This window comes from Burkholderia sp. L-4, assembly GCF_056856535.1.
In genome coordinates this window covers 196,169-219,387 of the sequence record NZ_JBXEOX010000001.1, presented here as the reverse complement: position 1 = coordinate 219,387, position 23,219 = coordinate 196,169, and the positions used below count along the sequence as shown (strand labels likewise).

Here is a 23,219-nt window from a genome sequence, read left to right as displayed (position 1 = left end):
GGGCCGCTCAATACGGATGCGGTTCGCGCCCGAAGTCGATCAGCCGGCCTTCGTGCTCGATCATCACGGCCGCGGCCGCGATCCCCTCGCGCGACATCTCGGCGACGATGTCGCGTGCGCGCCATTGCGTCGGGATGATGATCACGTCGGCCGGCGCCGCTTTCAGCGCGTCGCGGTATTCGATCTTCTGGCCCGTGCCCGGCACGTAGGTGCCGACCTTGTCGGGATCGGAATCGACGACGAGCGGAAAGCGCGCGGCGTCGGCATCGAAGTGATGGATGAACGCGGCGGCCTTGCCGGTGCCGCCCCAGATCGCGACACGCCGCCCCGATTCGGCCAGCGCCGCGAGCTGCCCGGCGATCGCCGCGCGGTGCTCGACCGTGCGGGCCGCGAAATGCGTCGACGCATCGGCACGTTTGCGCGCCTGCTCGGGCACGCCGAGCCGCACCAGCGCATAGACGACTTCGCCGTCGTAGCCGTGCGCGAGCGTGACGACCTCGCCCGCGCGCGCCATCAGCGTGCGGAACGACTCCGTCGTGAACTGCGACACGTGCTCGTAGAAGAAATCGGCGAGGCGTTCGGTCTCGAACACGCGATCGATGCACGGCACTTCCGCGAACAGCCAGCAGGCGTTCGGCTGGCGCGCGGCGCCCCATGCGAGCTGCTCGACGAGCTTCGCGGGTTCGGTCAGGTGTTCGAGCACGTGGCGGATGACGATCGCATCGGGCCGGAAGGCCGGCATGTCGGCGAGCGGCTCGAACAGCCGCGCATGGAACTCGATGCCGTGGCCGGTGCCCGCGCTCGCGTTCGGATCGAAGCCGGCGAAGCGGCCGCCGCGGCTCGCTTCGGCGAGCCCGCGCACGAAATGCCCTTCGCCGCAGCCGATCTCGACGACGGCCGGTTCGGCCGGCAGCGCGCCGAGCAGCAGGTCGCGCGTGGCCGCGAGATGGCCCTTCCAGATCCCGCCGCTGTTGAACATCCGGTTCGGGTTGCTCTGATACGGAATCGCATCGTAGCTGAAGCGGTGGTTCCACACGTGCGAGCACCGCGGGCACTGGACGAAGTCGAGCACATGGCGCGGCAGCCGGCGGGCCGCTTCGGCGGACGCGGGCCAGGCAAGCGTCGCGAGCGTGTGCTCGCCGGCCGGGAAGAACGGCGCGGCAACGGTATGCGCGCAAACGGGGCAGGTGGCGTCGATCAGTTCGGGGGTCATGCATTCACCTGTTTGCGGAAATAGGCGATCGTTTCCTTCAGGCCGTCCTCGAGCGCGACGCCGGGCTGCCAGTCGAGGCGCTGACGCGCACGGCCGATGTCGGGGCGGCGCTGCAGCGGATCGTCGGCGGGCAGCGGGCGATATTCGATGCGGCTTTTCGAACCCGTGAGCCGCAGCACGCATTCGGCCAGCTCGCGGATCGTGATCTCGCTCGGATTGCCGAGGTTCATCGGGCCGGTGTCGTCGTTCTGATCCATCATGCGCAGCAGGCCTTCGACGAGATCGTCGACGTAGCAGAACGAGCGCGTCTGGCTGCCGTCGCCGTACAGCGTGATCGGTTCGCCGCGCAGCGCCTGCATGATGAAGTTCGACACGACGCGCCCGTCGTCGGCGCGCATGCGCGGGCCGTAGGTGTTGAAGATCCGCACCACGCGGATGTCGACGCCGTGCTGCCGGTGATAGTCGAAGAACAGCGTCTCGGCGCAGCGCTTGCCTTCGTCGTAGCACGCGCGCGGCCCGTTCGGATTGACGTTGCCCCAGTAGCTTTCCTGCTGAGGATGCTGCTGCGCGTCGCCGTACACCTCGCTCGTCGACGCCTGCAGGATGCGCGCGCCGCAGCGCTTCGCGAGGCCGAGCATGTTGATCGCGCCGAGCACGGCCGTCTTCACCGTCGACACGGGATCGCTCTGGTAGTGCACCGGGCTCGCCGGGCACGCCATGTTGAATACGCGGTCGGCTTCGACGTACAGCGGCAGCCACACGTCGTGGCGGATCAGCTCGAAATTGACGTGCCCGATCAGGTGCGCGACGTTGTGCTTGCTGCCCGTGTAGAAGTTGTCGACGCACATCACGTCGTAACCGGCGCCGACGAGGCGCTCGCACAGGTGCGAGCCGAGAAAGCCCGCACCGCCGGTGACGAGCACGGACCGGCCGTTCACGACGCGGCTCCCGGCGCGGCCTCGACGTGGCGCGCCCACATCGCGTGCAGCGCGTCCTCGAAATGGCGCGCGAAGCGGGGCGCGTCGCACAGCGGCGCGGCGAGCACCTGCGCGCGCAACGTCGTGCGCAGCACGGCCAGCTCGGCCGGATTGCGCGCGAACGCGACGGCTTTCGCGACGTACGCATCGTCATCGTCGTCGGCGATCCATTCCGGCAGGCGCGCCGCGTGCAGCAGGCTTTCGCAGATGTGCGACAGGAACCGCGCGCCGCGGCGGCCGAGCACCGGCACGCCCATCCACAGCGCTTCGGCCGTCGTCGTGCCGCCCGGGTACGGGAACGGACTCAGCATCAGGTCGACGCGCCGGTACGCGGCGAGGTATTCGTCGCGCGGCGAGCGGCCCTCGAACAGCAGGCGCGCCGCGCCGATGCCGTGCGCCGCGAAGCGGGCCGACAGCGCGTCCTGCTCGCGCGGGTCGTCCAGATGCGGCGCCTTCACGAACAGTTTCGCGTTCGGCACGTCGGCCAGCACGCGCGACCATACCGCGATCACGCGGTCGGTGAGCTTCGCGAGCTTGCCGAAATAGCCGAAGGTCGGATAACCGTTCGCGAGCATCGGCAGCGGGCCGGCGTCGAGCTCGACGGCCGGCGGCGTGAAGCACAGGTAGCTGTCGGGCAAATGCCATGCGCGCTCGACGAAATGCGCGGCCTCGTCGTCCGGCATCACGTGGCGGTCGCCGAGCACGTAGTCGATCGCGCGCATGCCGGTGCTCGCGAAATAGCCGGGCCAGCTCACCTGCAGCGGCGCGGGCTTCCACGCGAACAGCGGCAGGCGGTTGTGGATCGTGTGGCCCGACGCATCGATCAGCACGTCGATGCGGTCGTCGCGGATCCGGGCGGCCGCGGCGGCGTCGCCGAGGCCCGCGAGGCGGGTCCACGACGCGAAGCGCTGCTTGAGGCGCGCGGTGACGTCGTCCTCGACGTCGCGCGTCGGGTACGCATGCAGCTCGACACGCGCGCCGTTCAGGTGCGCGAGCATCCCCTCGATGAAATAGCCGACCGGATGCGACTTCAGGTCGCCCGATACGATGCCGACGCGCAGCGGCCGGCCGATGCGCGCGATCAGGTCGACGAGCCAGGTCGACCACGGTTGCGCGCGGCCGGTGACGAGCGCGTCGAAGCGGGCCGCTTCGTCGAGATACGCCTGCTGGTCGAACGCATCGCTGTAGTGGTACGCGAACAGCAGGTTGCTGCGCGGCTCGGGCAGCTCGGGGCGCAGCGCGACCGCGTGCTGGTACGCCTCGAGCGCGGCCGGAATCTCGTTCAGGTCGAGCAGCGCATTGCCGAGATTGTTGTACGCCTGCCCGTGGTCGGGCTGCAGCGCGATCGCCTGGCAGAACGCGTCGACGGCCGCGCGCGCGTTGCCCGCCAGCCGCTGCGCGTTGCCGAGGTTGTTGTACGCGTCGACGTAGTCGGGCCGCAGCTCGATCGCGAGGCGGAAACACTCGGCGGCCGCGGCGGGGCGATTGTGCGCCTGCATCACGTTGCCGAGGTTGTAGTAGTAGATCGCGTCGGGCTTGATCTCGATCGCCGCCATGATCAGTTCGGACGCCTCCTGATAGCGCCCGTACTGGTGACCGATCAGGCCGAGCAGGTGCAGCGCGTCCGCGTGCCGGGGGTCGGCGTCGAGGAGTTGCCGGTACAGCGTCTCGGCTTCTTCGAGGCGGTCGGCCTGGTGCAGCGCCAGCGCCGCTTCGATCGTGGCGACGGGGGAGTCGGGCAGCGTGAGATCAGTCATCGTGGTAAGCCAGCCTGGGTTCGATAGGGGCGCGCGCACCGGCGCGCGGGCCGGCACGTGATCGCGAAGGCACGCCCGGGCGGATACCGGTCGGCATGCGGGCGGACGGCCTTCGACATGCCAGCATTCTCGGCGCGCGCCTGTCGTTCCAATCGGCGGAGCAGGTGCCGGATTTGGTCGCTTTTCATGTGACCGCGCGGGTGCCGGCATGACGCCGGTCAAGGTTGCGGCTCGAGCGGCGCGGAACGCGGATCGTCGGCCGAGACGGCATGCCGCGCATGGGTGCCGGATCGCGCCGGGCCGCGCCGGATAACGGTTTTCGGCATTGCGGCGGCATGCGGCGGCTGCGCCCGCCCGGCCGCCGGTCGCGGCGGCATCCGTCGAAATGCGGGGTGAAACGGCCCGCTAATCCGCCGTTCGATCCGGGCGCGGATCGATAGACTCGGGCACAGACTTGGAGGCGTCCACCGCGCGGACGATCGCGCCGGGCGCAAGCCGCTTGCCGGCCCGCGGCTGGGGATGCCCTCGAATCCACCCTCAGCGCCTGGAGCCATGTGTATGCACGAGTCCTCAATCATCTCCAACTCGAACGACGATCAGCTCGCCGCGCGGCGCGAACTGTTCGACCTGATGCAGACCTATCCGGCGACGCAGGAGGAACTCGAACGCTCGCTCGGCCTGTTCGTGCGCGGCTCGCTGCTCGCGCGGATTCTCGCGACGTTCGAGGTCTATGAGCAGATCGTGCCGTTGCCCGGCTCGATCCTCGATCTGGGCACCTGGCGCGGGCAGACCGCCGTGCTGTGCGAGAACTTCCGCGCGATCCTCGAGCCGCTGAACTTCCAGCGCCGGATTCACGCGTTCGATACGTTCACCGGCTACGCGGGCTTCTCCGACACCGATTCGCGCGATCGCAAGCTGTTCTCCGACGGCACGTACTCGCTCGCCGGCGACTACGCGGACCTGCTGCGCAACCTGCTGTCGCTGCACGAACGCAACAACGCGATGGGCCACGTGAACGGCAAGCACCACGTGTGGGAAGGCGACTGCCGCGAAACGCTCGCCGCCTACGAGGAAGCGCATCCCGGCGAACCGGTCGCGCTCGCGTGGTTCGACCTGAACGTGCCGGGACCGACGCGCCACGCCTTCGAGACCGTGATGAAGCGGCTCGTGCCCGGCGGCGTGGTCGCGTTCTGGCAGCTCACGCGCGGCGGCCAGACGCCGGCCGAAGGGATCCACTACGTGCGCGAGCTGCTCGGCAAGCACCCGCACCGCATCCACAAGGCGAAATCGTATCCGTCGCTGTGCTATCTGACGTTCCCGGAAGGCGGCGGGGTGCGCCCATGAAGATCGCGATCCTCGGCAACGGCATCCTCGGGCTGATGACGGCCCGTGCCTGGCAGCGCGCCGAGCCGGGCATCGAGCTCGTCGTCGTCGGTCCCGCGCAGCGCCCAGGTTCCGCGACGCGCGCGGCCGCCGCGATGCTCAACTCGTTCACCGAACTGGAAGGCGATTCGCTCGGCACGCCGCTCGACCGCTTCAAGTTCGAGCTGAGCCGCGCGGCGACCGCCGCCTGGCCCGGCGTGTTCGCCGAGATCTGCACACCGGCGCACGCGGTCGCGCACGGCTTCGGCACCTACGTGCTCAACAACGCGGCCACCGACGCGCTCGACGACGAGAACTTCGCGGCGATGCGGCGCTTCTGCCGCGAATTCGAGGAGCCGTGCGAGGCCGTCGATCCCGCCGGCATCCCGAACTATCACCCGCATCCGCAGTTCCGCGCGCTGAACGCGGTGTATCTGAGGCGCGAAGGCTGGACGAACCCGAAACAGTTTCTCGATGCGCTCCAGGCCAGCGTGGCCGCGGCAGGCCCTGTCACCTTCGTTTCGGCCGAAGTCGAGCGCATCGACGTCGCGAGCGGGCGCGTGACCGGTGCCCGGCTGAGCGACGGCTCGACGGTCGAGGCCGACCGCTTCGTGCTCTGCAACGGCGCGAACCTGACGCGCGTGCTGCAGGCGAGCCTGCCGGAGCTGCCGGTGCAGCGGCTGTTCTACGGCATCGGCATGTCGATCGAACTGCAGAGCAGCGAGAACGTGCATACGCACTGCGTGCGCACGACCAACCGCGGCCTCGCGTGCGGCGTCTATTCGGCGCCGTACGGCCCGGACCGCACGCTCGTCGGCGCCAGCAACTACATCAGCCCGGTGCCGCACGAACACGGGCATGCCGGCAGCGCGTACACGCTGCTCAAATCGGCGATGGACCAGATCAATACGCGTTTCTCGCGCGCGAATCTCGTCAACGTCAACGTCGGCTGGCGCCCGACGACATCCGATCTCTATCCGCTGATCGGCGCGACCAGCGTGCGCGACCTGTGGATCCTCGGCGGCACCAAGCGCGACGGCTTTCATCTGTCGCCGGTGCTGTGCCGCGATCTCGTCGCGGCGATGCGCGGCGAGCCGATCGACCCGCGTTATGCGGACCTCGCGCCGGAGCGGCCGCTGATCCGCAACCTGTCGCGCGAAGCGGCGATCGCCAAGACGGTCCGCCACCAGATCAACGCGGCTTTCCAGCACGACTTCGTCCCGGCACGCAACCGCATGGTCGAACAGCTCGAACGCGCGAGCCGCGCGGATCTCGAGGCACTGCACGACCGGCTCGGCGCGACGGACTGGGGCATTCCGCCCGAGCTCGTCGACATGTACCGGTACGGTCACATCCCCGCCTGATCGACATGAATCCGCAGCCGAAGCGCATCGCGATCGTCCAGTCGAACTACATCCCGTGGAAGGGGTACTTCGACCTGATCGCCGCGACCGATGAGTTCATCCTGTACGACGACGCGCAGTACACGCGGCGCGACTGGCGCAACCGCAACCAGATCAAGACGCCGCAAGGCGTGCAGTGGCTGACCGTGCCGGTCAAGGTGAAAGGCCGTTATCACCAGAGCATTCGCGAAACCGAGATCGACGGCACGCAATGGGCACAGCAGCACTGGACGCGGCTGCGGCAGAACTACGCGCGTGCGCCGCATTTCGCGCGCTACGCGGAGCAGCTCGAGGCGCTTTACCTGAACGGCCGGCACGACACGCTGAGCACGCTGAACCTCGCGATGCTGGCCTGGATCAACCAGCAGCTGGGCATCGCCACGCGCATTTCTTCGTCGTCCGACTACACGCTGGAAGGCGACCGCACCGACAAACTGCTGAACCTGTGCCTCCAGGCCGGCGCGACCGAATACCTGTCGGGCCCCGCCGCACGCGACTACCTCGACGAGAGCCGGTTCGCGGCCGAAGGCATCGCGGTGCGCTGGTTCGACTATCCAGCCTATCCGCCCTATGCGCAGCTGTGGGGCGAGTTCGTGCATGGCGTGACGGTGCTCGACGTGCTGTTTCATTGCGGCCCGGAGGCGCGCCGCCATGTCGTGACCGGCCGGACCTGAGGACCACGCGATGCACGATTCCCGACACTCGAGCCTGCTGGCGGACGTCGCCGCCTATTACGGCGCGCGCCTCGCCGAGCACGGACAGACCGCGCGCGGCGTGGACTGGAACGGCGAGGACGGCCAGCGGCTGCGCTTCGCACAGCTGACGAAAATCGTCGCGCCCGATGCCGACGCCTTTTCGGTCAACGACATCGGCTGCGGTTATGGCGCGCTGGTGGATTTCCTCGACGAGCATGCGGCGGGACGCCGTCATGCCTACGCGGGCAACGACGTGTCGCCCGAGATGGTCGACGCGGCACGGCAGCGTTATCGCGACCGCGCCGACGTGTCGTTTCACGTCGGCGATACGCCGCTGGCGAGCGCCGACTACGGCATCGCGTCGGGGATCTTCAACGTCCATCGCGGCCACGACGACGCGACGTGGCTCGACTACATCCACACGACGCTCGACATGCTGCATGCGACGAGCCGACTCGGCTTCTCGTTCAACTGCCTGACGTCGTATTCCGATCCGCCGTTCATGCGCCCCGAACGGCTCTACTACGCCGATCCGTGCGCGCTGTTCGATCGCTGCAAGCGCCGCTACTCGCGGCACGTCGCGCTGCTGCACGACTACGGGCTGTACGAATTCACGCTGCTCGTCAGGAAGGACGGCTGAACGCGCCCCGCGCAAGCTGCCGCCCGTCGCCCCTCATATGCTCCCGCGGAGTCCCGTCATGTTCGCTCCTCCCAATCTCGACCGCATTCCGTTCGGCCGGCCGTTCATCGTCGGCAAGGAGCTCTACTACATCGCGAAAGCGGTGGAACAGGGCGGGCTCGCCGGCGACCAGGCCTTCACGAAGCTGTGTCACCAGTGGCTCGAAGCGCGCATCGGCTGTCATCGCGCGCTGCTCACGCATTCGTGCACGGCCGCGCTGGAGATGGCTGCGATCCTCACCGACGTCGGCCCGGGCGACGAGGTGATCATGCCGTCCTACACGTTCGTGTCGACCGCCAATGCATTCGCGTTGCGCGGCGCGACGCCCGTCTTCGTCGACATCCGGCCCGACACGCTGAACCTCGACGAGAAGCTCGTCGCGGCCGCGATCACCGAGCGCACGCGCGCGATCGTCCCGGTTCACTACGCGGGCGTGGCGTGCGACATGGACACGATCTCGCACCTCGCGGCCGATTACCGGCTGTGGGTCGTCGAGGACGCCGCGCAGGCGATCCAGTCGACCTGGAAGGGCAGGCCGCTTGGCAGCATCGGCCACCTCGCGTGCCTCAGCTTCCACGAGACCAAGAACGTGATCGCCGGCGAAGGCGGTGCGCTGCTCGTCAACGACGAACGCCTCGTCGAGCGTGCGGAAATCGTCCGCGAGAAGGGCACCAACCGCAGCCAGTTCTTCCGCGGCCACGTGGACAAGTACACGTGGGTCGACGTCGGTTCGTCGTACTTGCCGGGCGAGCTGATCGCCGCGTTCCTGTACGCGCAGTTCGAACACGCGGACGTGATCACCGCGCAGCGGCGCGCGACCGTGAAACGCTACGAAGACGCGCTGCGGCCGCTGCACGAAGCCGGGCACATCACGCTGCCCGCCACGCCGCTGAGCGAGCAGGGCAACGGCCACCTGTTCTATCTCCTCACGCACAACCTCGCCGAACGCACGGCGCTGCTCGAACGGATCCGCGACGCGGGCGTATTCGCCGTGTTCCATTACGTGCCGCTGCACAGTTCGCCGGCGGGCCTGCGCTACGGCCGGTGCGGCTCCGGCATGCAGGTTACCGACGACGTCGCCGACCGGCTCGTGCGCCTGCCGCTGTACCACGCGATGAGCGAGGCGGAACAGGATCGCGTCATCGACGTGGTATCCGATTTCTACCGGGCCGGCGCGTAACCGGCCGCCCGTCGCCCTTCATCGCGCCTTTCGCCATTCGTCCCATGAACGACTCGCCCCGCATCTTCGCGCCGCTCGACCATCCGTACTACCTCACCGCGCCCGGCTACAAGCAGACGTCGGGCGGCGTGCGCGCGATGCACTACCTGTGCCATGCGCTGAACCTGCTCGGCTGCGAGGCCTACCTCAAGACCACGGAAGTGCATCCCGCGCTGCGCACGCCGTTGCTGACGCAGGAGATCGCGCAGGCCCACTTCGAAGCGGGCCGCAGCCCGGTGGCCGTGTATCCCGAGATCGTCGAGGGCAATCCGTTCGGTTCACGCTGTGTGGCGCGCTATCTGCTCGCGGAACCCGGCCGCATCAACGGCAACCCGCTCGACCTGGCGCCGACCGATCTCGTGTTCGCGTTCGGGCCGACGATCGTGCCCGACGGATGGCAGGCCGACCTGCTGAGAATCCCGCTCGTCGATACGCGCATCTTCCACTGCGACGGCGTCGACGACGCGACTCGCAGCGGCACGGCCGTCTTCCTGAACCGCCACCTTCGCCGCGGCGGCAGCCTGCATCCGGCGACGGCCGAATCCATCGAGATCTCCGGCCGCGTGCCGGAGCGCTCCGCGCACGAGCTCGCCGAACTGTTGCGCCGGGTCGAATGCGTGTACCTGTACGAGTGGTCCACCATCGCCTTCGAAGCGCTGCTGTGCGGCTGCCCGGTCGTGTGCATCCTCAACGACGCGTCGATGCCGGACGCGGAGCGCTGGGTGATGGGCGGCAAGGGCATCGCATGGGGACTCGATCCGCGCGAAATCGCGCACGCGAAAGCGACCGTGCATGAAGCGCGCGACGTCTACCGGGAAGAAGAGGCAACGTTCTGGCGGCAATTGCGGCACTTCGTCGACAAGACCCAGGCCCATGCCAGCGCGCTCGATGCGCGGCCCGATTCGCGTGGCCCGGCAGGCGCGCGGGCGGCAGCGGCGCGCGCAGTGCGGCGCATGGCCGTCGTCTGCGCCGAACCGGCCACGCACCCGCACGTCGCGGCGCGGTTCGGCACCCCGTTCGGCCAGCTCGATCGCGAATGGGCGGTGGACTTTCCCGTCGGCAGCAACGGCATCGACCTCGACGCGCTCCAGCGAGCGGACATCGTCGTCCTGCACGGCGCGGTCGCAAGCCTGCTGTCGGGCCCCGCGCTCGAGCAGATGTTCGCGCTCGGCAAGCCGGTCGTCTGCGATCTCGACCGGCCGCTCGACGCGCTCTCGCTCGATGGCCCGGAAGTCGCCGGCAGCGCGCGCCGGCTGACCGCGATGCACGACGCGATCCGGCGTGCCGATGCGCTGGTCGTGCCGTCGGACGCGATCGCGCGCACGTACCGTCACGTCAATGCGGCGGTACACGTGCTCCCCGGCGATGCCGACTGCATCCGCCACGGTACGCTGTACGCGTGGCTCGCCGAACAGGGCCGGCGGCCGGTTCGCGCACCGGCACCCGCGCCCGGCGGCGCGCACGTGCCGCGTGCCTGGCAGAAGAAGCGCCTCGTCGCCTATGCGCTCGATCCGGTCGACGGTGCGTCCGTGCAGCGCCGCGTCGCGCTGCCGTTCGCGCGGCTCGGCAACGATTGGGAATTCGTCTGGGGCATGGCCGACGGCACCGCGATCGCCACGGCGGACGCCGTGCTGCTCGATCGCCACACGCCGGGCCGGCTGTCGCTCGACGGCCTGCGCGCGATCTTCAAATTCGACAAGCCGGTGATTTATGCGACCGACTGCCCGCCGCCCGCGGCGCCGGACGATCCGGCGTGGACGGGCATCGCGTATACGCTCGGCAACGCCTGCGCTGTCGTCGTCCCGACGCCGGATCTCGCGCACCGCTACCGGCCGTGGAACCCACGCGTGTTCGTGCTGCCCGACGGCGTCGATCTCGACCTGTTCCTGCGGCCGGTGCCGGCCCGTGCGGCGGATCGCGTGACCATCGGCGTCGCGGGCGACGCGCTGCGGCCGGCCAACTTCGCACGCGTGGACGCCGCGCTGCGCGCGGTCTGCGCGCGCCACGCCGGCCGCGTCGCCGTGCAGTTCTTCGGCACGCACGCGCCCGCCGGCTGGGCGGACCATCCGGCAGCCTCCTTCCTGCCCGCGCCCGATGCGTATCGCGCGTATGCGCAGCAGTTGCGCGTGCTGGACTGGGACATCGCGTTGATGCCGCTCGCCGATGCCGATGACAACGCGGCCAGCGCCATCCGGCGGCAGGAATTCGCGGCCGCCGGCATCGCCGTGGTGGCGAGCGACCTGCCGGCGCTTCGCATCGGCCTGAACGACGGCGACGACGTACTGCTTGCCGGCGACGACCCGCACGCGTGGGACGACGCGATCGACCGCCTGGTCACGCAACCCGCACTGCGCCGGCGGCTGGCCCGCACCGCGCAGGCACGCGTGCGCAAGCGCGACGCGCTGCAGGCGCAACTGCCGCTGCATCGCGAACTTTACCGGTTGTGCGTCGAACGTCAGGGCACGGCCGTGCAGTTGCCGCCGCGCGAAGCGCCGATTCCGGGCGTGCTGATCCTCGACGCCGCCGGCGACGTCGAGCGTGTGCAGGCCGCGCTGCGGATCGTCGCGGCACGCGCCGAACAGGATCTGCTGAACGTGGTGCTGACGACGTCGCCCGACCCGCTGCCCGAGTGGACGGACCGGCTGCGTTACCTGCGGGCCACGCCGCACGAGTATGCGGCCACGGCCGACCAGCTCGCCGCGATGCCGGCGTTCGACTGGTTCACGATCATCGACGCCGCGGACACCGAAGCCGGAGACGATATTCAGGAGACGACCGCCGCGGATGCGGCGATCGATTGACGAAGGCGCCCGGTCCCCATCGTGCCTTCGTGACCGGGCGCGCTCAGTTGCTCGACGAGCATCCGCCGCAACTGCTCGAACTGCAGGAGCTGGAGTTGCACGAACTCGACGAACTGCAGCTCGACGACGAGTCGCTCGAACCGTAGGAGGAACCGGTCGATCCGCCCGCCCGTGCGGCGGCCGGCGCCAACGGCGGCGGCTCCATCAGCACCATCGAATGCGCAGCCCATGCGGTGCCGGCCAGGGCGCCCGCGCCGAACAGCGCGGCGGTCCACAGCAATGCGTCCGGCCCGTCGTGATCGTCGCTGCGCACGGTCCGCCGCGCGGCGAGCGACGCCTGCCCGCCCACCGTCAGGCCAGGCCGCCCGAATCCGGTCAGCCGCCCCACGACGATGCGGTACGCAATCGCGAATGCCGCCATGCCGATGACGAGCAACAGGACCGGCCGCCCCCGGCTCAGCCCGACCGCCAGTTTCGCCGCGCCCGTGCCGAGCACCAGCAGCGCAATCGCGCGTGCGGCCATGCGCGCCGTCCGCAGGTCGCCCGGCGCCCAGAAGCAGCCACGCGCGCGCAACGATTTCGCGTGCTCGGCAGCGTGACGTGCCAGCAACTGGCGGAATGCGCCGAAGCTGGCCTCCCCGTCAGGCTGCCCGGCCAGCCATTCGCATGCGTCCGCGTACGCGCCCGCCCGAGTCGCGTCGATAAGCCGCACGCGCCCACCCAGCCGTCCGGCCATCGTCAGATCGATCGCGCCCGCGTGGACGAGCGAAAGCGTCGCGACCTGCACGACCCGCGACGCGTCGCCGGCGAGGTACGCGGCCTCCTCGGCGGTCAGGTCCGATGGGAATGCACGCCTGCGCCGGCATCGGTATTCGATCTGTTGCAGGAGCCCGATCAGCAGCAGCGCGGCGATGCAGACCGGAATGTAGAACGCGAGAAACCGCGGCCCCGTGTAATCCAGCACGTTGAAGTCCTGCGCCGATGCGCAGGTCGCGGCGACGCTTGCGGCGGCCGCCGGCCACGCGAGTTTCGGCAACCGGGTGCCCAACGTGCGGCGCGGCGCCGCGGCGGCCGGCTCGTCTGCCTGCGGCGCCGCCGCTTCGGCCGGCCGATCGACCGGGCGCGGCCAGATCGACTCCGGCGGCTCGTGGCCGAACATCCGGCGATAGCTGTCGAGCGTGTCGCGATAGCGCCGCGCATACACGGCGCCCTCGTCCGGCGCGCCCGTACCGGGCATGTGATGCAGCCGCGCGCGCAGCACGCCGGCGCAGAAGACGTCCCAGTATTCGAGCGTGTACTGCAGGTGGAAATGCCATGCGGCATCGACCGCGACCGACGGTGTCACCGGATGCCCGGCCGCCTGCGCGAGAAACGCGAAGCGCTTGTATTCGTCGATCACGGCCAGCGCGTGGGCATGCGACCAGCCTTCGGCTTCGGCGAGGCGCCGGCTGTACGGCAGCGGCGCGCGTGGATCGTCGGGGGAATAGGCGTGCAGACGCGCGAGCAGCGCCTGTTGCGCATCGGTCAGCGCGCGCGCATCGACCGCGGTCGGGGTAGACGGAAGGGCTGCCATCGGGAGTCGGCGTGATGCGCGGACGGCCGCCGCGATCGACGCTTGAGTTGTCGTTGCGGGAGATTCTCGCACGGCGGTGAGGCGGCGCGGCACAGCCGCCCGGAGCCGTCAGGTAGCGACAGCGGCGGCGGCTGGGATCGAACCAGCAACCCCTGCCTTCGGAGTTTTACCTACGCCTGCCCGCCCCTTGCCCGGCAAGGCTCCGCGCGCCTCCCTCCAGGCAAAACCAAGGCTGCACAAGATCACTCAAGGCCAGCCCGGTTCACCCAGGCTGCAATTCCGCTGCAAGGCGCGCACGGCACCCGCCCGCGAACATCCCGCGCTAGTCCGTGAAGCGTAAAGCGCGATGCGCGCCGCGACACGCGCCGCGCTGCGTGTCCGGACGGATCACGCACGCATCTCGTTGAACCCCGCCCCGCGAAGCTCGACCATGACAACCATCTTCACTGCCTCACGGCTCGAGACCTCGCCATGGCAAGCAGCACGACATCGACTCCCCCGCGCAGCGCGCCGGCCGGCAGCGCCACCGACAGCCGGCCCCTTCAGCACCGGAGGGACCAGCCATGATCGCGCGCACCTTGCAGGGCGACACGGTCGACGCGCTGTGCTGGCGTCACTACGGTCGGACTGACGGCACCGTCGAGACCGTGCTGGAAGCGAACACCGGGCTCGCCAGCCTCGGCGTCGTCCTGCCCGCCGGCACGCCCGTCTACCTGCCGCCGCTCGACACCGTGACGAGCGCAAGGCCGTTGCTGCAACTGTTTGACTGACCCTGGAATCGCCTTCATGGCCGAACCGAACCTCACCACCGCCGCCATGCTGTCCGCCGCGCTCGGCGTCGCCGGGCTCGCGCCCGGCATCGACGGCAACGCGCTGATCGGCGCGTTCACGGGCGCCGCGCTCGTGGTCGTCACATCGAAGGAGATCGGTGTCGCGCGGCGTGCCGCCTACCTGCTGATCTCGCTCGTGATGGGCTACCTCGCCGCACCCGAAATCGTCGGTGCCACGCCGATCCATTCGACGGGCGTCGCCGCGTTCTTCGCGGCCGCGCTCGTCATTACCGTCACGCTGCAACTGATCGAGCGGGTCAAGACGCTGGACCTGCTCTCGCTGTTCCGCAAAGGGGGATGACATGCCTCTCCCGCTCGCGCTGATCGCACTCTCCGCGCACGTCGCCGTGCTCGTACGCGTGCTCACCTATCGACGCAACGGCGCGCGGCACCGGCGCCACGCATCGTGGTTCGCATGGAGTCTCGTCGCCGTCGCCGGCGGCGCATCGATCGAACTGCTGCTGCATGCGGGCTCCGTCGGCTTCTTCGACGCGGCCACCTCGGTATTCCTCGCGACGTTCGTCTGCGGCACGCGCGGCAATGTCGCACGCCTCCTGAGGAGCGAATGAATCATGAAGACCCGCCGCCTCGGCGACCACGGCGACGACGTGGGCCTGCTGCAACGCAGACTGATTCGCGCCGGTTACGCGGTACAGGTCACGCACTGCTATGACGCGGCGACCGAAGCCGCCGTCATCGCGCTGCAACGCGGGACCGGCCTCGTCGACGACGGCATCGCCGGCCCGAAGACCCTTGCCGCATTGGCCACCGGCCAACGCGATCCGAAACATCTCGCGCTCGCCGACCTCGAACGCACCGCGCGCACGCTCGACGTGCCGCTTGCGTGCGTTCGGGCGGTCAACGAAGTCGAGTCGCGCGGCGCCGGCTTCCTGCCCGACGGCCGGCCCGTCATCCTGTTCGAGCGCCATGTGTTCTGGAAGCGGCTGCAGGCGCGCGGCATCGACCCGGCGCCGTTCGCTGCCCGTCAGCCAGACATCGTGTCGTGCACGCGCGGCGGCTATCGCGGCAGCGCCGCGGAATACACGCGCCTCGCCGCGGCCGAGGCGATCGATGCCGGCGCCGCGTGGGAATCCGCGAGCTGGGGCTCGTTCCAGGTGATGGGCTATCACTGGCTGCGCCTCGGCTACGCGTCCATCGACGAATTCGTCGCATGCATGGAAACCGGCGAAGCACAGCACCTCGATGCGTTCGTCCGTTACATCGCGGCCAACGACGCGCTGCGCCGCGCGCTCGGTGCACGCCAGTGGGCCGCTTTCGCCCGCGCGTACAACGGGCCCGACTACGCGACGAACCTCTACGACGTGAAGCTCGCGCGCGCCTACGACCGCTATGCGCCGATACGCCCCTCGGCCGGTGCGGCATCGGGTTCGGTCAACGCCACGACCGGCACATGAACGGACTCGTCGCGAAATTCGCCGCCTGCGCCGTCGCGCTGTCCGCATGCGTCGCGGCAGCGCTGTACCTGCATGCGCTGCGTGCCGACCTGGCCATCGCGCAGCAGCAGCGAGCCGATGCGCAACAGGCGCTTGCCGCGCGCGACGACGTCATTGCGCGCATGCGGCAGGACGCCGCCACGCACGCCCAACAGCAGGCACGGCTCGATCGCGCGCATACCGCGATCGCGTCGAAGCTCGACGCCATTCGACTTGAAAACCGGAGATTGACCGATGAAAACGCCACGCTTCGCGCCTGGGCTGACACTCCTCTGCCTGACGACGTTGTCCGCCTGCAAGCCAGTCCCGCTCTCACCGGCGCCGACGATTATGTCGAACACGTGCCAGACGGTGAAACCGTGCACGCTGCCAATGCTCGCACCCCGCACCAACGGTGACCTCGACGGCGCGCTCACCCTCGTCAAGGCGGCCTGGGCGACATGCGCGGCCACCGTCGACATGATCGCGGCATGCCAGGCCGGCACGCCCACCCCCGACCATGGAGCCCATCCGCATGATTAAGCCGGACAGCCTGCGGCAGGCGCTCGCCGCCGCCATCCCGTCGCTCGCCGCCGAACCGGGCGCGCTGTCCGTACTCGTCGAGCAGGGGTCGATCGCGACGACCGGCTCGCTGACGCCCTCGTTCGAATACCGGTACACGGCCCACGTGCTCGCGACGAATTTTTCCGGCGACACCGATCCCGTGTTCGTCGCACTGGTCGAATGGGTGCGTGCGAACCAGCCGGATCTCGTGACGAACCCGGCCGCGCGCGCGAGCGGCATCACCTTCGAAGTCGGCATCCGCGACCAGGCTGCCGTCGACCTGTCGATCCGGCTGGCGCTGACGGAAAGCGTCGCCGTGACGACCGGGCCTGACGGTCGGCACGTGATCACGCATGTCGACGACACCAAGGTCGATCCGGCCGACACCCTGACGTGGGTCGCGCTGCCGCAGACCCGCTGAGTCCGGCGGGCACCGGCCCGCCCTCCCGCACACCGCGTCGTTCGCCTCTCCCACGGCTGCGCGCCGCAGCCGGCCACCTCGTCTCGCCGCTAGGCGAAACCGCACCGCCCGATCGCACGCGGATCAGCTCGTCATCCCTTCCTGTCGAACCGGCCTTCGCCGGCGACGGCACGCCCATGCGCGGCCCGCGACAAGCACCCATGCGACATCCCTGCGGAGCGCGGGTCCCGCCATTCACGCGGCATCCGTTCAGACCACCTCGCCACACGCTCCATCGCATACCCAGCTCATCGCCCTGCTTCCCGACGTCGATCGGCACACACATTCAAACCTCGTGACGACGTCACGAAGGCGCACGACTCCATCCTCGCGCCGACCGGTGCAGCAATTGTCGATGCGCGTCTTCGTGCCGGCACCCGGTACGCGCTGTCGTCGTCGCGACGACACAGGCCATCACTCGCGCCGCGACCAGCCGACCGTCACCATGACTGCATGGACGCAAATGAAATTCAACGACAGGCACGCAACGCGGTGCGCAAGGGAACGATCCTCGCGGTCGACCATGCGGCGGCGTTGTGCCGTGTCTCGGTCGGCGACGCCGATGCCGACGGCAGCGGACTGCAAACCAACTGGATTCCGTGGGTCGCGGGCACCGCCGGCGGGACCCGCGAATGGCTGCCGCCGACGCCCGGCGAACAGGTCGTGCTGCTCTGCCCGATGGGTGACCCGGCGCAAGGCGTCGCGCTGCGCGGCGTCTATTCGAATGCCGCGCCTGCGCCGGCTTCGAGCCCGGATACCCATGCGCGCGTCTATCCCGACGGCGCAAGCATCACGTACGACCACGCGGCGCATGCGCTCACGGCCGAGCTGCCGGCCGGCGCGACCCTCCGTGTCGTCGCGCCGGGATCGGTCGTCGTACAGACCCGGGACGCGACCGTGCAGGCCGAGCGCATCACGTTCGACGCGCAGCAGACGACCTGCACCGGCGCGATGACGGTCAAGGGGCCGTTCGCGTTCGAATCCGGCATGACCGGCACGGGCGGCGCCGGCGGCGGCGCCACGATGCAGATCGACGGCGCCGCCACCTTCACGCGCGAAGTGAAATCCCAGGGCATCAGCCTCCCGCATCACACGCATCGCGAACAAGGCGATGGACAACTCGTAAGCGCACCGCAATGAAAGGCATGAACGCGAACACCGGCCGCTCGATCTCGGGCCTGGACCATTTCTACCAGTCGATCGGCAGAATCGTCACGACGCCGCTCGCGTCGTGCGTGAAGCGCCGCACGTTCGGCTCCGAACTGCCGGACCTGATCGACGCGCCTGGCAACGGCACCGTGCGCACGCGGCTCTATGCAGCCGTCGCGACGGCGCTCATGCGCTGGGAACCGCGCCTGACGCTCACCCGCGTCGTGCTCGCCGCGGACGATGCGAACGCGGCTGCCGGCTCGCTCTATCTCGACATCGAAGGCTGGACCAACGAAAGCGGCACCGCCGTATCGACTCGCGTGCCGGTCACGCACGGAGGCACGGCATGAGCGTGACGCCGATCGACCTCTCGCAACTGCCGTCGCCCGACGTCGTCGACACGATCGACTACGAGACGCTGCTTGCCGTGCGCAAGGCACGGCTCGTGTCGCTCTACCCGGCTGCCGAGCAGGCCGAGATCGCCGCGACGCTGGCGCTCGAATCGGAGCCGCTCGTGAAGCTGCTGCAGGAAAACACCTACCGCGAAATCGTGCTGCGGCAGCGCGTGAACGACGCTGCGCGCGCCGTGATGCTCGCCTATGCGGTCGGCGCGGACCTCGACAACCTCGCGGCGCTGTTCGGCATCCGGCGCCTGACGATCTCGCCCGCCGATCCGGAACACGGCGTCGCGCCGGTCATGGAAAGCGATACCGACCTGCGCGCCCGCACGCAGCTCGCACCGCAAAGCTTCTCCGTCGCGGGCCCCGAAGGCGCGTACGTCTCGCACGCACGCAATGCGGACGGCCGCGTGCTCGACGCGTCGGCGATCAGCCCGGCCCCGTGCGAAGTGCTCGTCACGGTGCTGGCGCGCGACGGCGACGGCACCGCCGACAAGGCGCTGATCGACGCCGTGGCCGCTGCGCTGCAGGCCGACGACGTTCGGCCGCTCACCGACCAGGTCACCGTGCGCGGCGCGGACATCCTGCGCTACCAGGTGCGCGCGCGGCTGGTGTTCTTCGCCGGCCCGGATCGCGCGGTGGCGCTCGCCGAAGCCAACCGCGCGATGAAGAAGTACACCGAATCGATGCACCGCCTCGGGATGGAAGTCACGCTCGACGGGATCTACGCGGCCGCCCGCGCGGCCGGCGTGCAGAAGGTGATCCTCGAAAGCCCGCTCGCCGGCCTGCCGGCGACGAAACAGCAGGCGCCCTATTGCACCGGGATCGAGCTGATCGACGGCGGGGTGTACAGCAATGATTGACATCCTGCCGCCGAATGCGTCGCGGCTCGAACGCCGGCTTGCCGCGACGAATGCCCGCATCGACGACGTGCCGACGCCGCTCGCGACGCTGATGAACCCGGACGCGATCCGCCCCGACCTGCTGCCGTGGCTCGCCTGGCACCTCGGCGTCGACGCATGGAAGGACTACTGGCCCGAGTACGTGAAGCGCGCCCGCGCCGGCCAGGCGATTCCGATCGCCCGTCGCAAGGGCACGGCCGCGTCGGTGCGCGAGGTCGTCGCGGCCTTTGGCGGAAACATCGTCCTGCGCGAATGGTTCGAGCAGCGGCCGCCGGGCCGGCCCGGCACGTTCGACCTCGTGATGACGGTCAGCGGCCAGGAAGGCCAGCCGCCGACCGCCGAATACGTGGCCGACATCCTCGCGGAAATCGATCGCACCAAACCCGTGCGGGCGCATTACACGTTCACGCAGGGCTTCGAGATGCGGGGCCGACAACTGATCGGCGCCGCCGCGCGCGTGGCGGCCTATCGCCGCCTGAACCTCACCGACTACTGATCGCACATGGCAACCCAGATCATCATCACCGACGCCGGCCGTGCCGCACTCGTCGCCGCCGGCAACGGCGGCACGAACGCCCACCAGGTCGTGGAAATCGGCCTGGCGAACGCGCCGTTCGTCGCCGACAAGGGGCTCACGAAACTGCCGAACGAGCTGAAACGGATCAAGTCCTTCGGCGGCGCCAACGTCGCGCCGGACACGATCCACACGACGCTGAAGGACGACTCGGCGGACCAGTATTCGCTCTACGGATTCGGCCTCTACCTCGAGAACGGCGTGCTCCTGGCCGCATACGGCCAGACGACGCCGATCATGGAGAAGTCGCCGGCCGCGTTACTGCTGCTGTCGACCGACATGCAGTTCGCGACGATCGACGCGACGAAGCTCGTGTTCGGCGACGCATCGTTCCTGAATCCGCCGGCGACGACGGAGCGGCAGGGCGTGGTCGAGCTGGCGACGCAGGGAGAAGTGAACACCGGCACCGACGATACGCGCGTGCTGACGCCGAAGACCGCCGCGTCGCGATACGCGGCGCTGACCGGCGCGAAGTTCACCGGCCCGGTCGTCACGGAATTCGATGCGGGTCCTGATACCGCGCACGTGTCGATTCGTCCGCCGACCGGCAAGAACGGTCGCGAAGGCCGCGTGCGCCTGCATGGCACGTTCAGCGGCAACAATCCGGATACAGGGTCGCGCCTCATCGCAACGATCCGCTCCGGTTTCGACAGCGGTGCCTGGGGCCGCGAGTACGTCGATCTGTGGCTCAACAAGACCGCCAACGACGCCGAGACCGACGCGAACCAGGCGCGCGCCCTGCGCATCGGCTACGGCGGCCGCGTGCTGGTTGGCGACGTCAAGAACGACGACGGGAATTCGCGACTGCGTGTCGGCGGCGACACCGTTGCGGAAGGTACGAGCTATGCGAAGGCTGCCTCGATCGACGGTGGCGCCGGCAATTTCTCGACGCTGTTCTTCACTGACGGCGGCAAGATCCGCTGGTCGATGTTCAAGCGGGACGGCGCGGCAACCGGAGGCAACGGCGGCAACGATTTCGGCGTGAATGCGTTCGCGGACGACGGTGTCACGCAGTTCCCCGCGTTTCGTGTCAGCCGCGGCACGCAGGCGTTCTCGGTGGCGAAGCGCCTGCTCGTCGGTGATGTCGGTGATGACGGTCGCAATGCGGTTCAGGCAGGGGGGAGCGCCACGTTCAAGGGTGGCGTGACCTCGCGTGAACTGGACACCGGTGGCGCGAATTTCCGAACGGTCTACGGCGACTACGGTGCGTTCTGGCGCAACGACGGCGTGAACGTCTATCTGCTGTCGACGAAGAAAGGTGATCCGGAGGGCACGTTCAACGACTACCGGCCGTTCACGCTGAACCTCGCGACCGGTCGCGTCACTATCGACGATCAGGGAGCCGGCACATCGATCGGCGGCAACACCAGCATTCGTGGTGAGTTGGCTCTCGGCAATGGCCCATACGAAGGACGCCTGCGCATCGGCCCCATCGATGGCTACCTCTTTGGCAACGACAAGGCGGTTGGCTGGTGGGGCGCAAACAACGGCTCGTTCGCGTATCACACCGATGACCACACCTTCCGCATCGATGGCAAGCCGGCATGGCACACCGGAAACCTGACGCCGCTCGATCGCACGAAGGGCGGCACGATGACAGGTGATCTCTGGTTCGATCCGGGCAAGCGGATTTACCTGTCGGAAGGCAGCGCGCAAGCACCGTCCCTCACGTTCATCAACGACGGCGCACCGGACACCGGCCTGTACCACATCAACGATGGGTCGTTCGGCGTCACGTGCAACTCGGTCGCGCAGGCATCGTTCACGCCCGGAGGCACTGTCTTCAAAACGCCCGTGCAGGGCCCTACACCCGCGGCAGGCGACCGGTCAACGGCGCTCGCTACTACCGAATGGGTGCTGGCCGCTCTATCGACGAACTCCATCGGCCAGATCGTCTTCGAACCTCGTACGTCGGTACGCACGGGGTTCCTCAAGGCCAACGGCGCGCTCGTCAATCGCGCCGACTATCCCGCATTGTGGGCGTACGCACAGGCCAGCGGCGCACTGGTGACGGAGGATGAATGGCAGAAAGCCCTGTGGGGCAGCTTCTCGCACGGTAACGGCACGACGACATTCCGCCTCCCCGAACTGCGCGGCGAGCACATCCGCTGCTGGGACGACGCACGCGGTATCGATACCAATCGAATACTCGGCTCGTGGCAGGACAGCGCGAACCGATGGCACGGCCACGGCGCAAGCGCGGGCGAAGTCGGCGATCACGCGCACTCGGCCTGGACCGACGGGCAGGGACAGCACGGCCACGGCGTCAATGATCCTGGCCACGCGCACGGTGTCCGGATGGGGCGCGTCGGCGTCGTCGCCACCTCCTACGGCCAAGGCTGGGGCCCGTACAACTGGGACCGGCAGGACATGCACGGCACCGAGGGTGCCGGCACCGGCATCTGGCTCAGCGAAGCCGGCAACCACGGCCACAACGTCGGCATCGGCGGCGCCGGTCGCCACAGCCACGCCATCACCGTCAACGGTGACGGCAGCAACGAAGCACGGCCGCGCAACATCGCGCTGCTCGCCATGATCCGCGCCTACTAACTCTGGATAACGAAACATGCTGATCCACCACTACAGCCAATCCAACGGCGAATACCTGAGCAGCGGCCAGCCCGACGCCGACCCGCGCAACCCCGACCGCTGGCTCGTGCCGTCATGGGCAACGTTCGACCAACCGCCGGCGCGCACGCCGACGACCTGGCCGTTCTACCGCGACGGCGCGTGGGCCCTGTTGCCGGACTTCCGCGGCCGCCTTTGCTATCGCACCGATACCGGCGAAGCCGTCGAAATCGCGACCGCCGGCAAGACGCCCGACGAACTCGGCCTGACGACCGAGCCGCAACCGTCACCGCGCCACGCATGGATCAACGGCGCGTGGGCCGTCCCGGCGGCGCTGCTCGAACAGGAAAAGCGCGACGCCGCGATGACCGAGTTCGAGCGCCGGCTGGAAGCCGCGCGCAAGGCCAATGCCGGCAAGGCCGATGCCTATGCGGCGGGGCTGCTCGATGACGAAGGCGTCTACTACTTCAAGGCCTGGTCGGCCTACCAGATGGCGCTCGTGTCGGTCATCCAGGCGGACACGTTCCCCGATGCGGTGACGTGGCCGGCAACGCCGGCGCCGTATGTACCGCCGCCGCCCCCGCCTCCGGCCGAGCCGAGCGCACCCGCAGCTCCGGTCGCGGACCCCGCGGCCTGATCCGCACGGGATTCCTCCCGTTCTC

At 69.1% G+C, this 23,219-nt stretch carries 24 protein-coding genes; 19 read left to right on the top strand and 5 right to left on the bottom strand.

What is annotated here, in order from left to right; genetic code table 11:
• Nucleotides 1-7: 7 nt before the first annotated feature.
• From AC1VVG_RS01025 to AC1VVG_RS01015, 3 genes are read right to left on the bottom strand one after another with little or no spacing between them, the layout of a single operon-like run.
• Nucleotides 8-1,213 (bottom strand): class I SAM-dependent methyltransferase, encoded by a 1,206-nt coding sequence (locus AC1VVG_RS01025; RefSeq protein ID WP_034188099.1) that lies wholly within the window; start codon nt 1,211-1,213, stop codon nt 8-10.
• Complete coding sequence (locus AC1VVG_RS01020) at nt 1,210-2,151, bottom strand: UDP-glucuronic acid decarboxylase family protein (RefSeq protein WP_175028446.1); 942 nt, start codon at nt 2,149-2,151, stop codon at nt 1,210-1,212. The genes AC1VVG_RS01025 and AC1VVG_RS01020 overlap by 4 nt, the downstream gene beginning before the upstream one ends.
• Complete coding sequence (locus AC1VVG_RS01015; RefSeq protein ID WP_482835140.1) at nt 2,148-3,947, bottom strand: O-linked N-acetylglucosamine transferase, SPINDLY family protein; 1,800 nt, start codon at nt 3,945-3,947, stop codon at nt 2,148-2,150. The genes AC1VVG_RS01020 and AC1VVG_RS01015 overlap by 4 nt, the downstream gene beginning before the upstream one ends.
• Nucleotides 3,948-4,505: 558 nt before the next feature.
• Between AC1VVG_RS01015 and AC1VVG_RS01010 the strand changes: the two genes are divergently transcribed.
• Genes AC1VVG_RS01010 through AC1VVG_RS00985 form a run of 6 tightly spaced genes read left to right on the top strand, consistent with a single transcriptional unit; the run spans nt 4,506 to nt 12,106 of the window.
• Nucleotides 4,506-5,291, top strand: a complete 786-nt coding sequence (locus tag AC1VVG_RS01010; RefSeq protein ID WP_034188102.1) for a class I SAM-dependent methyltransferase — start codon at nt 4,506-4,508, stop codon at nt 5,289-5,291.
• Nucleotides 5,288-6,673, top strand: coding sequence for an NAD(P)/FAD-dependent oxidoreductase (locus AC1VVG_RS01005; protein WP_124670634.1), 1,386 nt, complete (start codon nt 5,288-5,290; stop codon nt 6,671-6,673). Before AC1VVG_RS01010 ends, AC1VVG_RS01005 begins: the two co-directional genes overlap by 4 nt.
• Before the next feature lie 5 nt (nt 6,674-6,678).
• Entirely contained in the window at nt 6,679-7,386 is a 708-nt protein-coding gene (locus AC1VVG_RS01000) for a WbqC family protein (protein WP_482835138.1), read from the top strand.
• Between the two features lie 10 nt (nt 7,387-7,396).
• The gene (locus tag AC1VVG_RS00995) at nt 7,397-8,047 is read left to right on the top strand and encodes a class I SAM-dependent methyltransferase (RefSeq protein ID WP_049032513.1); all 651 of its coding nucleotides are present in this window, start codon (nt 7,397-7,399) and stop codon (nt 8,045-8,047) included.
• A 58-nt stretch (nt 8,048-8,105) separates the two neighbouring features.
• Nucleotides 8,106-9,266 carry a dTDP-4-amino-4,6-dideoxygalactose transaminase gene (rffA, locus tag AC1VVG_RS00990; protein ID WP_124670635.1) on the top strand — a complete coding sequence of 387 codons (1,161 nt, stop codon included), beginning with the start codon at nt 8,106-8,108 and terminating at the stop codon, nt 9,264-9,266.
• Nucleotides 9,267-9,310: 44 nt separating this feature from the next.
• Nucleotides 9,311-12,106 carry a glycosyltransferase family protein gene (locus tag AC1VVG_RS00985; protein WP_482835136.1) on the top strand — a complete coding sequence of 932 codons (2,796 nt, stop codon included), beginning with the start codon at nt 9,311-9,313 and terminating at the stop codon, nt 12,104-12,106.
• 43 nt (nt 12,107-12,149) lie between these two features.
• Here the strand turns inward: AC1VVG_RS00985 and AC1VVG_RS00980 are convergent, their stop codons facing one another.
• Entirely contained in the window at nt 12,150-13,679 is a 1,530-nt protein-coding gene (locus tag AC1VVG_RS00980; protein WP_482835134.1) for a TIGR04222 domain-containing membrane protein, read from the bottom strand.
• Between the two features lie 563 nt (nt 13,680-14,242).
• On the opposite strand from AC1VVG_RS00980, the gene AC1VVG_RS00975 reads away from it, so the two are divergent.
• The 11 genes from AC1VVG_RS00975 (at nt 14,243) to AC1VVG_RS00925 (ending at nt 19,911) form a co-directional block, all read left to right on the top strand.
• Nucleotides 14,243-14,449: a tail protein X gene (locus AC1VVG_RS00975; RefSeq protein ID WP_034188108.1), complete on the top strand. Its 207-nt coding sequence runs from the start codon at nt 14,243-14,245 to the stop codon at nt 14,447-14,449.
• 16 nt (nt 14,450-14,465) lie between these two features.
• Entirely contained in the window at nt 14,466-14,810 is a 345-nt protein-coding gene (locus AC1VVG_RS00970) for a putative holin (protein ID WP_034188109.1), read from the top strand.
• A gap of 1 nt (nt 14,811) precedes the next feature.
• Nucleotides 14,812-15,078: a phage holin family protein gene (locus tag AC1VVG_RS00965; protein ID WP_034188110.1), complete on the top strand. Its 267-nt coding sequence runs from the start codon at nt 14,812-14,814 to the stop codon at nt 15,076-15,078.
• 3 nt (nt 15,079-15,081) lie between these two features.
• Nucleotides 15,082-15,924 carry an N-acetylmuramidase domain-containing protein gene (locus AC1VVG_RS00960; protein ID WP_482835133.1) on the top strand — a complete coding sequence of 281 codons (843 nt, stop codon included), beginning with the start codon at nt 15,082-15,084 and terminating at the stop codon, nt 15,922-15,924.
• A complete protein-coding gene (gene lysB / locus AC1VVG_RS00955; protein ID WP_482835132.1) occupies nt 15,921-16,361 on the top strand; it encodes an Rz-like lysis system protein LysB in 441 nt (146 codons plus the stop codon). Before AC1VVG_RS00960 ends, lysB begins: the two co-directional genes overlap by 4 nt.
• The gene (lysC, locus tag AC1VVG_RS00950) at nt 16,249-16,485 is read left to right on the top strand and encodes an Rz1-like lysis system protein LysC (RefSeq protein ID WP_226194209.1); all 237 of its coding nucleotides are present in this window, start codon (nt 16,249-16,251) and stop codon (nt 16,483-16,485) included. The genes lysB and lysC overlap by 113 nt, the downstream gene beginning before the upstream one ends.
• On the top strand, nt 16,478-16,927 hold the full coding sequence (locus tag AC1VVG_RS00945) for a phage tail protein (protein WP_482835130.1): 450 nt from the start codon (nt 16,478-16,480) through the stop codon (nt 16,925-16,927). Before lysC ends, AC1VVG_RS00945 begins: the two co-directional genes overlap by 8 nt.
• 492 nt (nt 16,928-17,419) lie before the next feature.
• A complete protein-coding gene (locus tag AC1VVG_RS00940) occupies nt 17,420-18,106 on the top strand; it encodes a phage baseplate assembly protein V (protein ID WP_034188114.1) in 687 nt (228 codons plus the stop codon).
• Nucleotides 18,103-18,465, top strand: a complete 363-nt coding sequence (locus AC1VVG_RS00935) for a GPW/gp25 family protein (protein WP_034188115.1) — start codon at nt 18,103-18,105, stop codon at nt 18,463-18,465. Before AC1VVG_RS00940 ends, AC1VVG_RS00935 begins: the two co-directional genes overlap by 4 nt.
• Nucleotides 18,462-19,376: a baseplate J/gp47 family protein gene (locus AC1VVG_RS00930; RefSeq protein WP_034188116.1), complete on the top strand. Its 915-nt coding sequence runs from the start codon at nt 18,462-18,464 to the stop codon at nt 19,374-19,376. Before AC1VVG_RS00935 ends, AC1VVG_RS00930 begins: the two co-directional genes overlap by 4 nt.
• A complete protein-coding gene (locus tag AC1VVG_RS00925; protein WP_482835129.1) occupies nt 19,369-19,911 on the top strand; it encodes a phage tail protein I in 543 nt (180 codons plus the stop codon). Before AC1VVG_RS00930 ends, AC1VVG_RS00925 begins: the two co-directional genes overlap by 8 nt.
• Here AC1VVG_RS00925 and AC1VVG_RS00920 read toward each other — a convergent pair.
• On the bottom strand, nt 19,905-20,114 hold the full coding sequence (locus AC1VVG_RS00920) for a hypothetical protein (protein WP_278128700.1): 210 nt from the start codon (nt 20,112-20,114) through the stop codon (nt 19,905-19,907). The genes AC1VVG_RS00925 and AC1VVG_RS00920 overlap by 7 nt on opposite strands.
• A gap of 76 nt (nt 20,115-20,190) precedes the next feature.
• On the opposite strand from AC1VVG_RS00920, the gene AC1VVG_RS00915 reads away from it, so the two are divergent.
• Nucleotides 20,191-22,539: a phage tail protein gene (locus AC1VVG_RS00915; protein WP_482835128.1), complete on the top strand. Its 2,349-nt coding sequence runs from the start codon at nt 20,191-20,193 to the stop codon at nt 22,537-22,539.
• 16 nt (nt 22,540-22,555) lie between these two features.
• Nucleotides 22,556-23,194, top strand: a complete 639-nt coding sequence (locus AC1VVG_RS00910; protein ID WP_034188119.1) for a tail fiber assembly protein — start codon at nt 22,556-22,558, stop codon at nt 23,192-23,194.
• Nucleotides 23,195-23,219 lie beyond the last annotated feature (25 nt).

Bases quoted from the DNA above. Each gene is read 5' to 3' on its own strand.
- AC1VVG_RS01025 (WP_034188099.1), bottom strand. From the start codon at position 1,213: ATGACCCCCGAACTGATCGACGCCACCTGCCCCGTTTGCGCGCATACC.
- AC1VVG_RS01015 (WP_482835140.1), bottom strand. From the start codon at position 3,947: ATGACTGATCTCACGCTGCCCGACTCCCCCGTCGCCACGATCGAAGCG.
- AC1VVG_RS01010 (WP_034188102.1), top strand. From the start codon at position 4,506: ATGCACGAGTCCTCAATCATCTCCAACTCGAACGACGATCAGCTCGCC.
- AC1VVG_RS01005 (WP_124670634.1), top strand. From the start codon at position 5,288: ATGAAGATCGCGATCCTCGGCAACGGCATCCTCGGGCTGATGACGGCC.
- AC1VVG_RS01000 (WP_482835138.1), top strand. From the start codon at position 6,679: ATGAATCCGCAGCCGAAGCGCATCGCGATCGTCCAGTCGAACTACATC.
- AC1VVG_RS00995 (WP_049032513.1), top strand. From the start codon at position 7,397: ATGCACGATTCCCGACACTCGAGCCTGCTGGCGGACGTCGCCGCCTAT.
- rffA (WP_124670635.1), top strand. From the start codon at position 8,106: ATGTTCGCTCCTCCCAATCTCGACCGCATTCCGTTCGGCCGGCCGTTC.
- AC1VVG_RS00985 (WP_482835136.1), top strand. From the start codon at position 9,311: ATGAACGACTCGCCCCGCATCTTCGCGCCGCTCGACCATCCGTACTAC.
- AC1VVG_RS00980 (WP_482835134.1), bottom strand. From the start codon at position 13,679: ATGGCAGCCCTTCCGTCTACCCCGACCGCGGTCGATGCGCGCGCGCTG.
- AC1VVG_RS00975 (WP_034188108.1), top strand. From the start codon at position 14,243: ATGATCGCGCGCACCTTGCAGGGCGACACGGTCGACGCGCTGTGCTGG.
- AC1VVG_RS00970 (WP_034188109.1), top strand. From the start codon at position 14,466: ATGGCCGAACCGAACCTCACCACCGCCGCCATGCTGTCCGCCGCGCTC.
- AC1VVG_RS00965 (WP_034188110.1), top strand. From the start codon at position 14,812: ATGCCTCTCCCGCTCGCGCTGATCGCACTCTCCGCGCACGTCGCCGTG.
- AC1VVG_RS00960 (WP_482835133.1), top strand. From the start codon at position 15,082: ATGAAGACCCGCCGCCTCGGCGACCACGGCGACGACGTGGGCCTGCTG.
- lysB (WP_482835132.1), top strand. From the start codon at position 15,921: ATGAACGGACTCGTCGCGAAATTCGCCGCCTGCGCCGTCGCGCTGTCC.
- AC1VVG_RS00945 (WP_482835130.1), top strand. From the start codon at position 16,478: ATGATTAAGCCGGACAGCCTGCGGCAGGCGCTCGCCGCCGCCATCCCG.
- AC1VVG_RS00940 (WP_034188114.1), top strand. From the start codon at position 17,420: ATGGACGCAAATGAAATTCAACGACAGGCACGCAACGCGGTGCGCAAG.
- AC1VVG_RS00935 (WP_034188115.1), top strand. From the start codon at position 18,103: ATGAAAGGCATGAACGCGAACACCGGCCGCTCGATCTCGGGCCTGGAC.
- AC1VVG_RS00930 (WP_034188116.1), top strand. From the start codon at position 18,462: ATGAGCGTGACGCCGATCGACCTCTCGCAACTGCCGTCGCCCGACGTC.
- AC1VVG_RS00925 (WP_482835129.1), top strand. From the start codon at position 19,369: ATGATTGACATCCTGCCGCCGAATGCGTCGCGGCTCGAACGCCGGCTT.
- AC1VVG_RS00910 (WP_034188119.1), top strand. From the start codon at position 22,556: ATGCTGATCCACCACTACAGCCAATCCAACGGCGAATACCTGAGCAGC.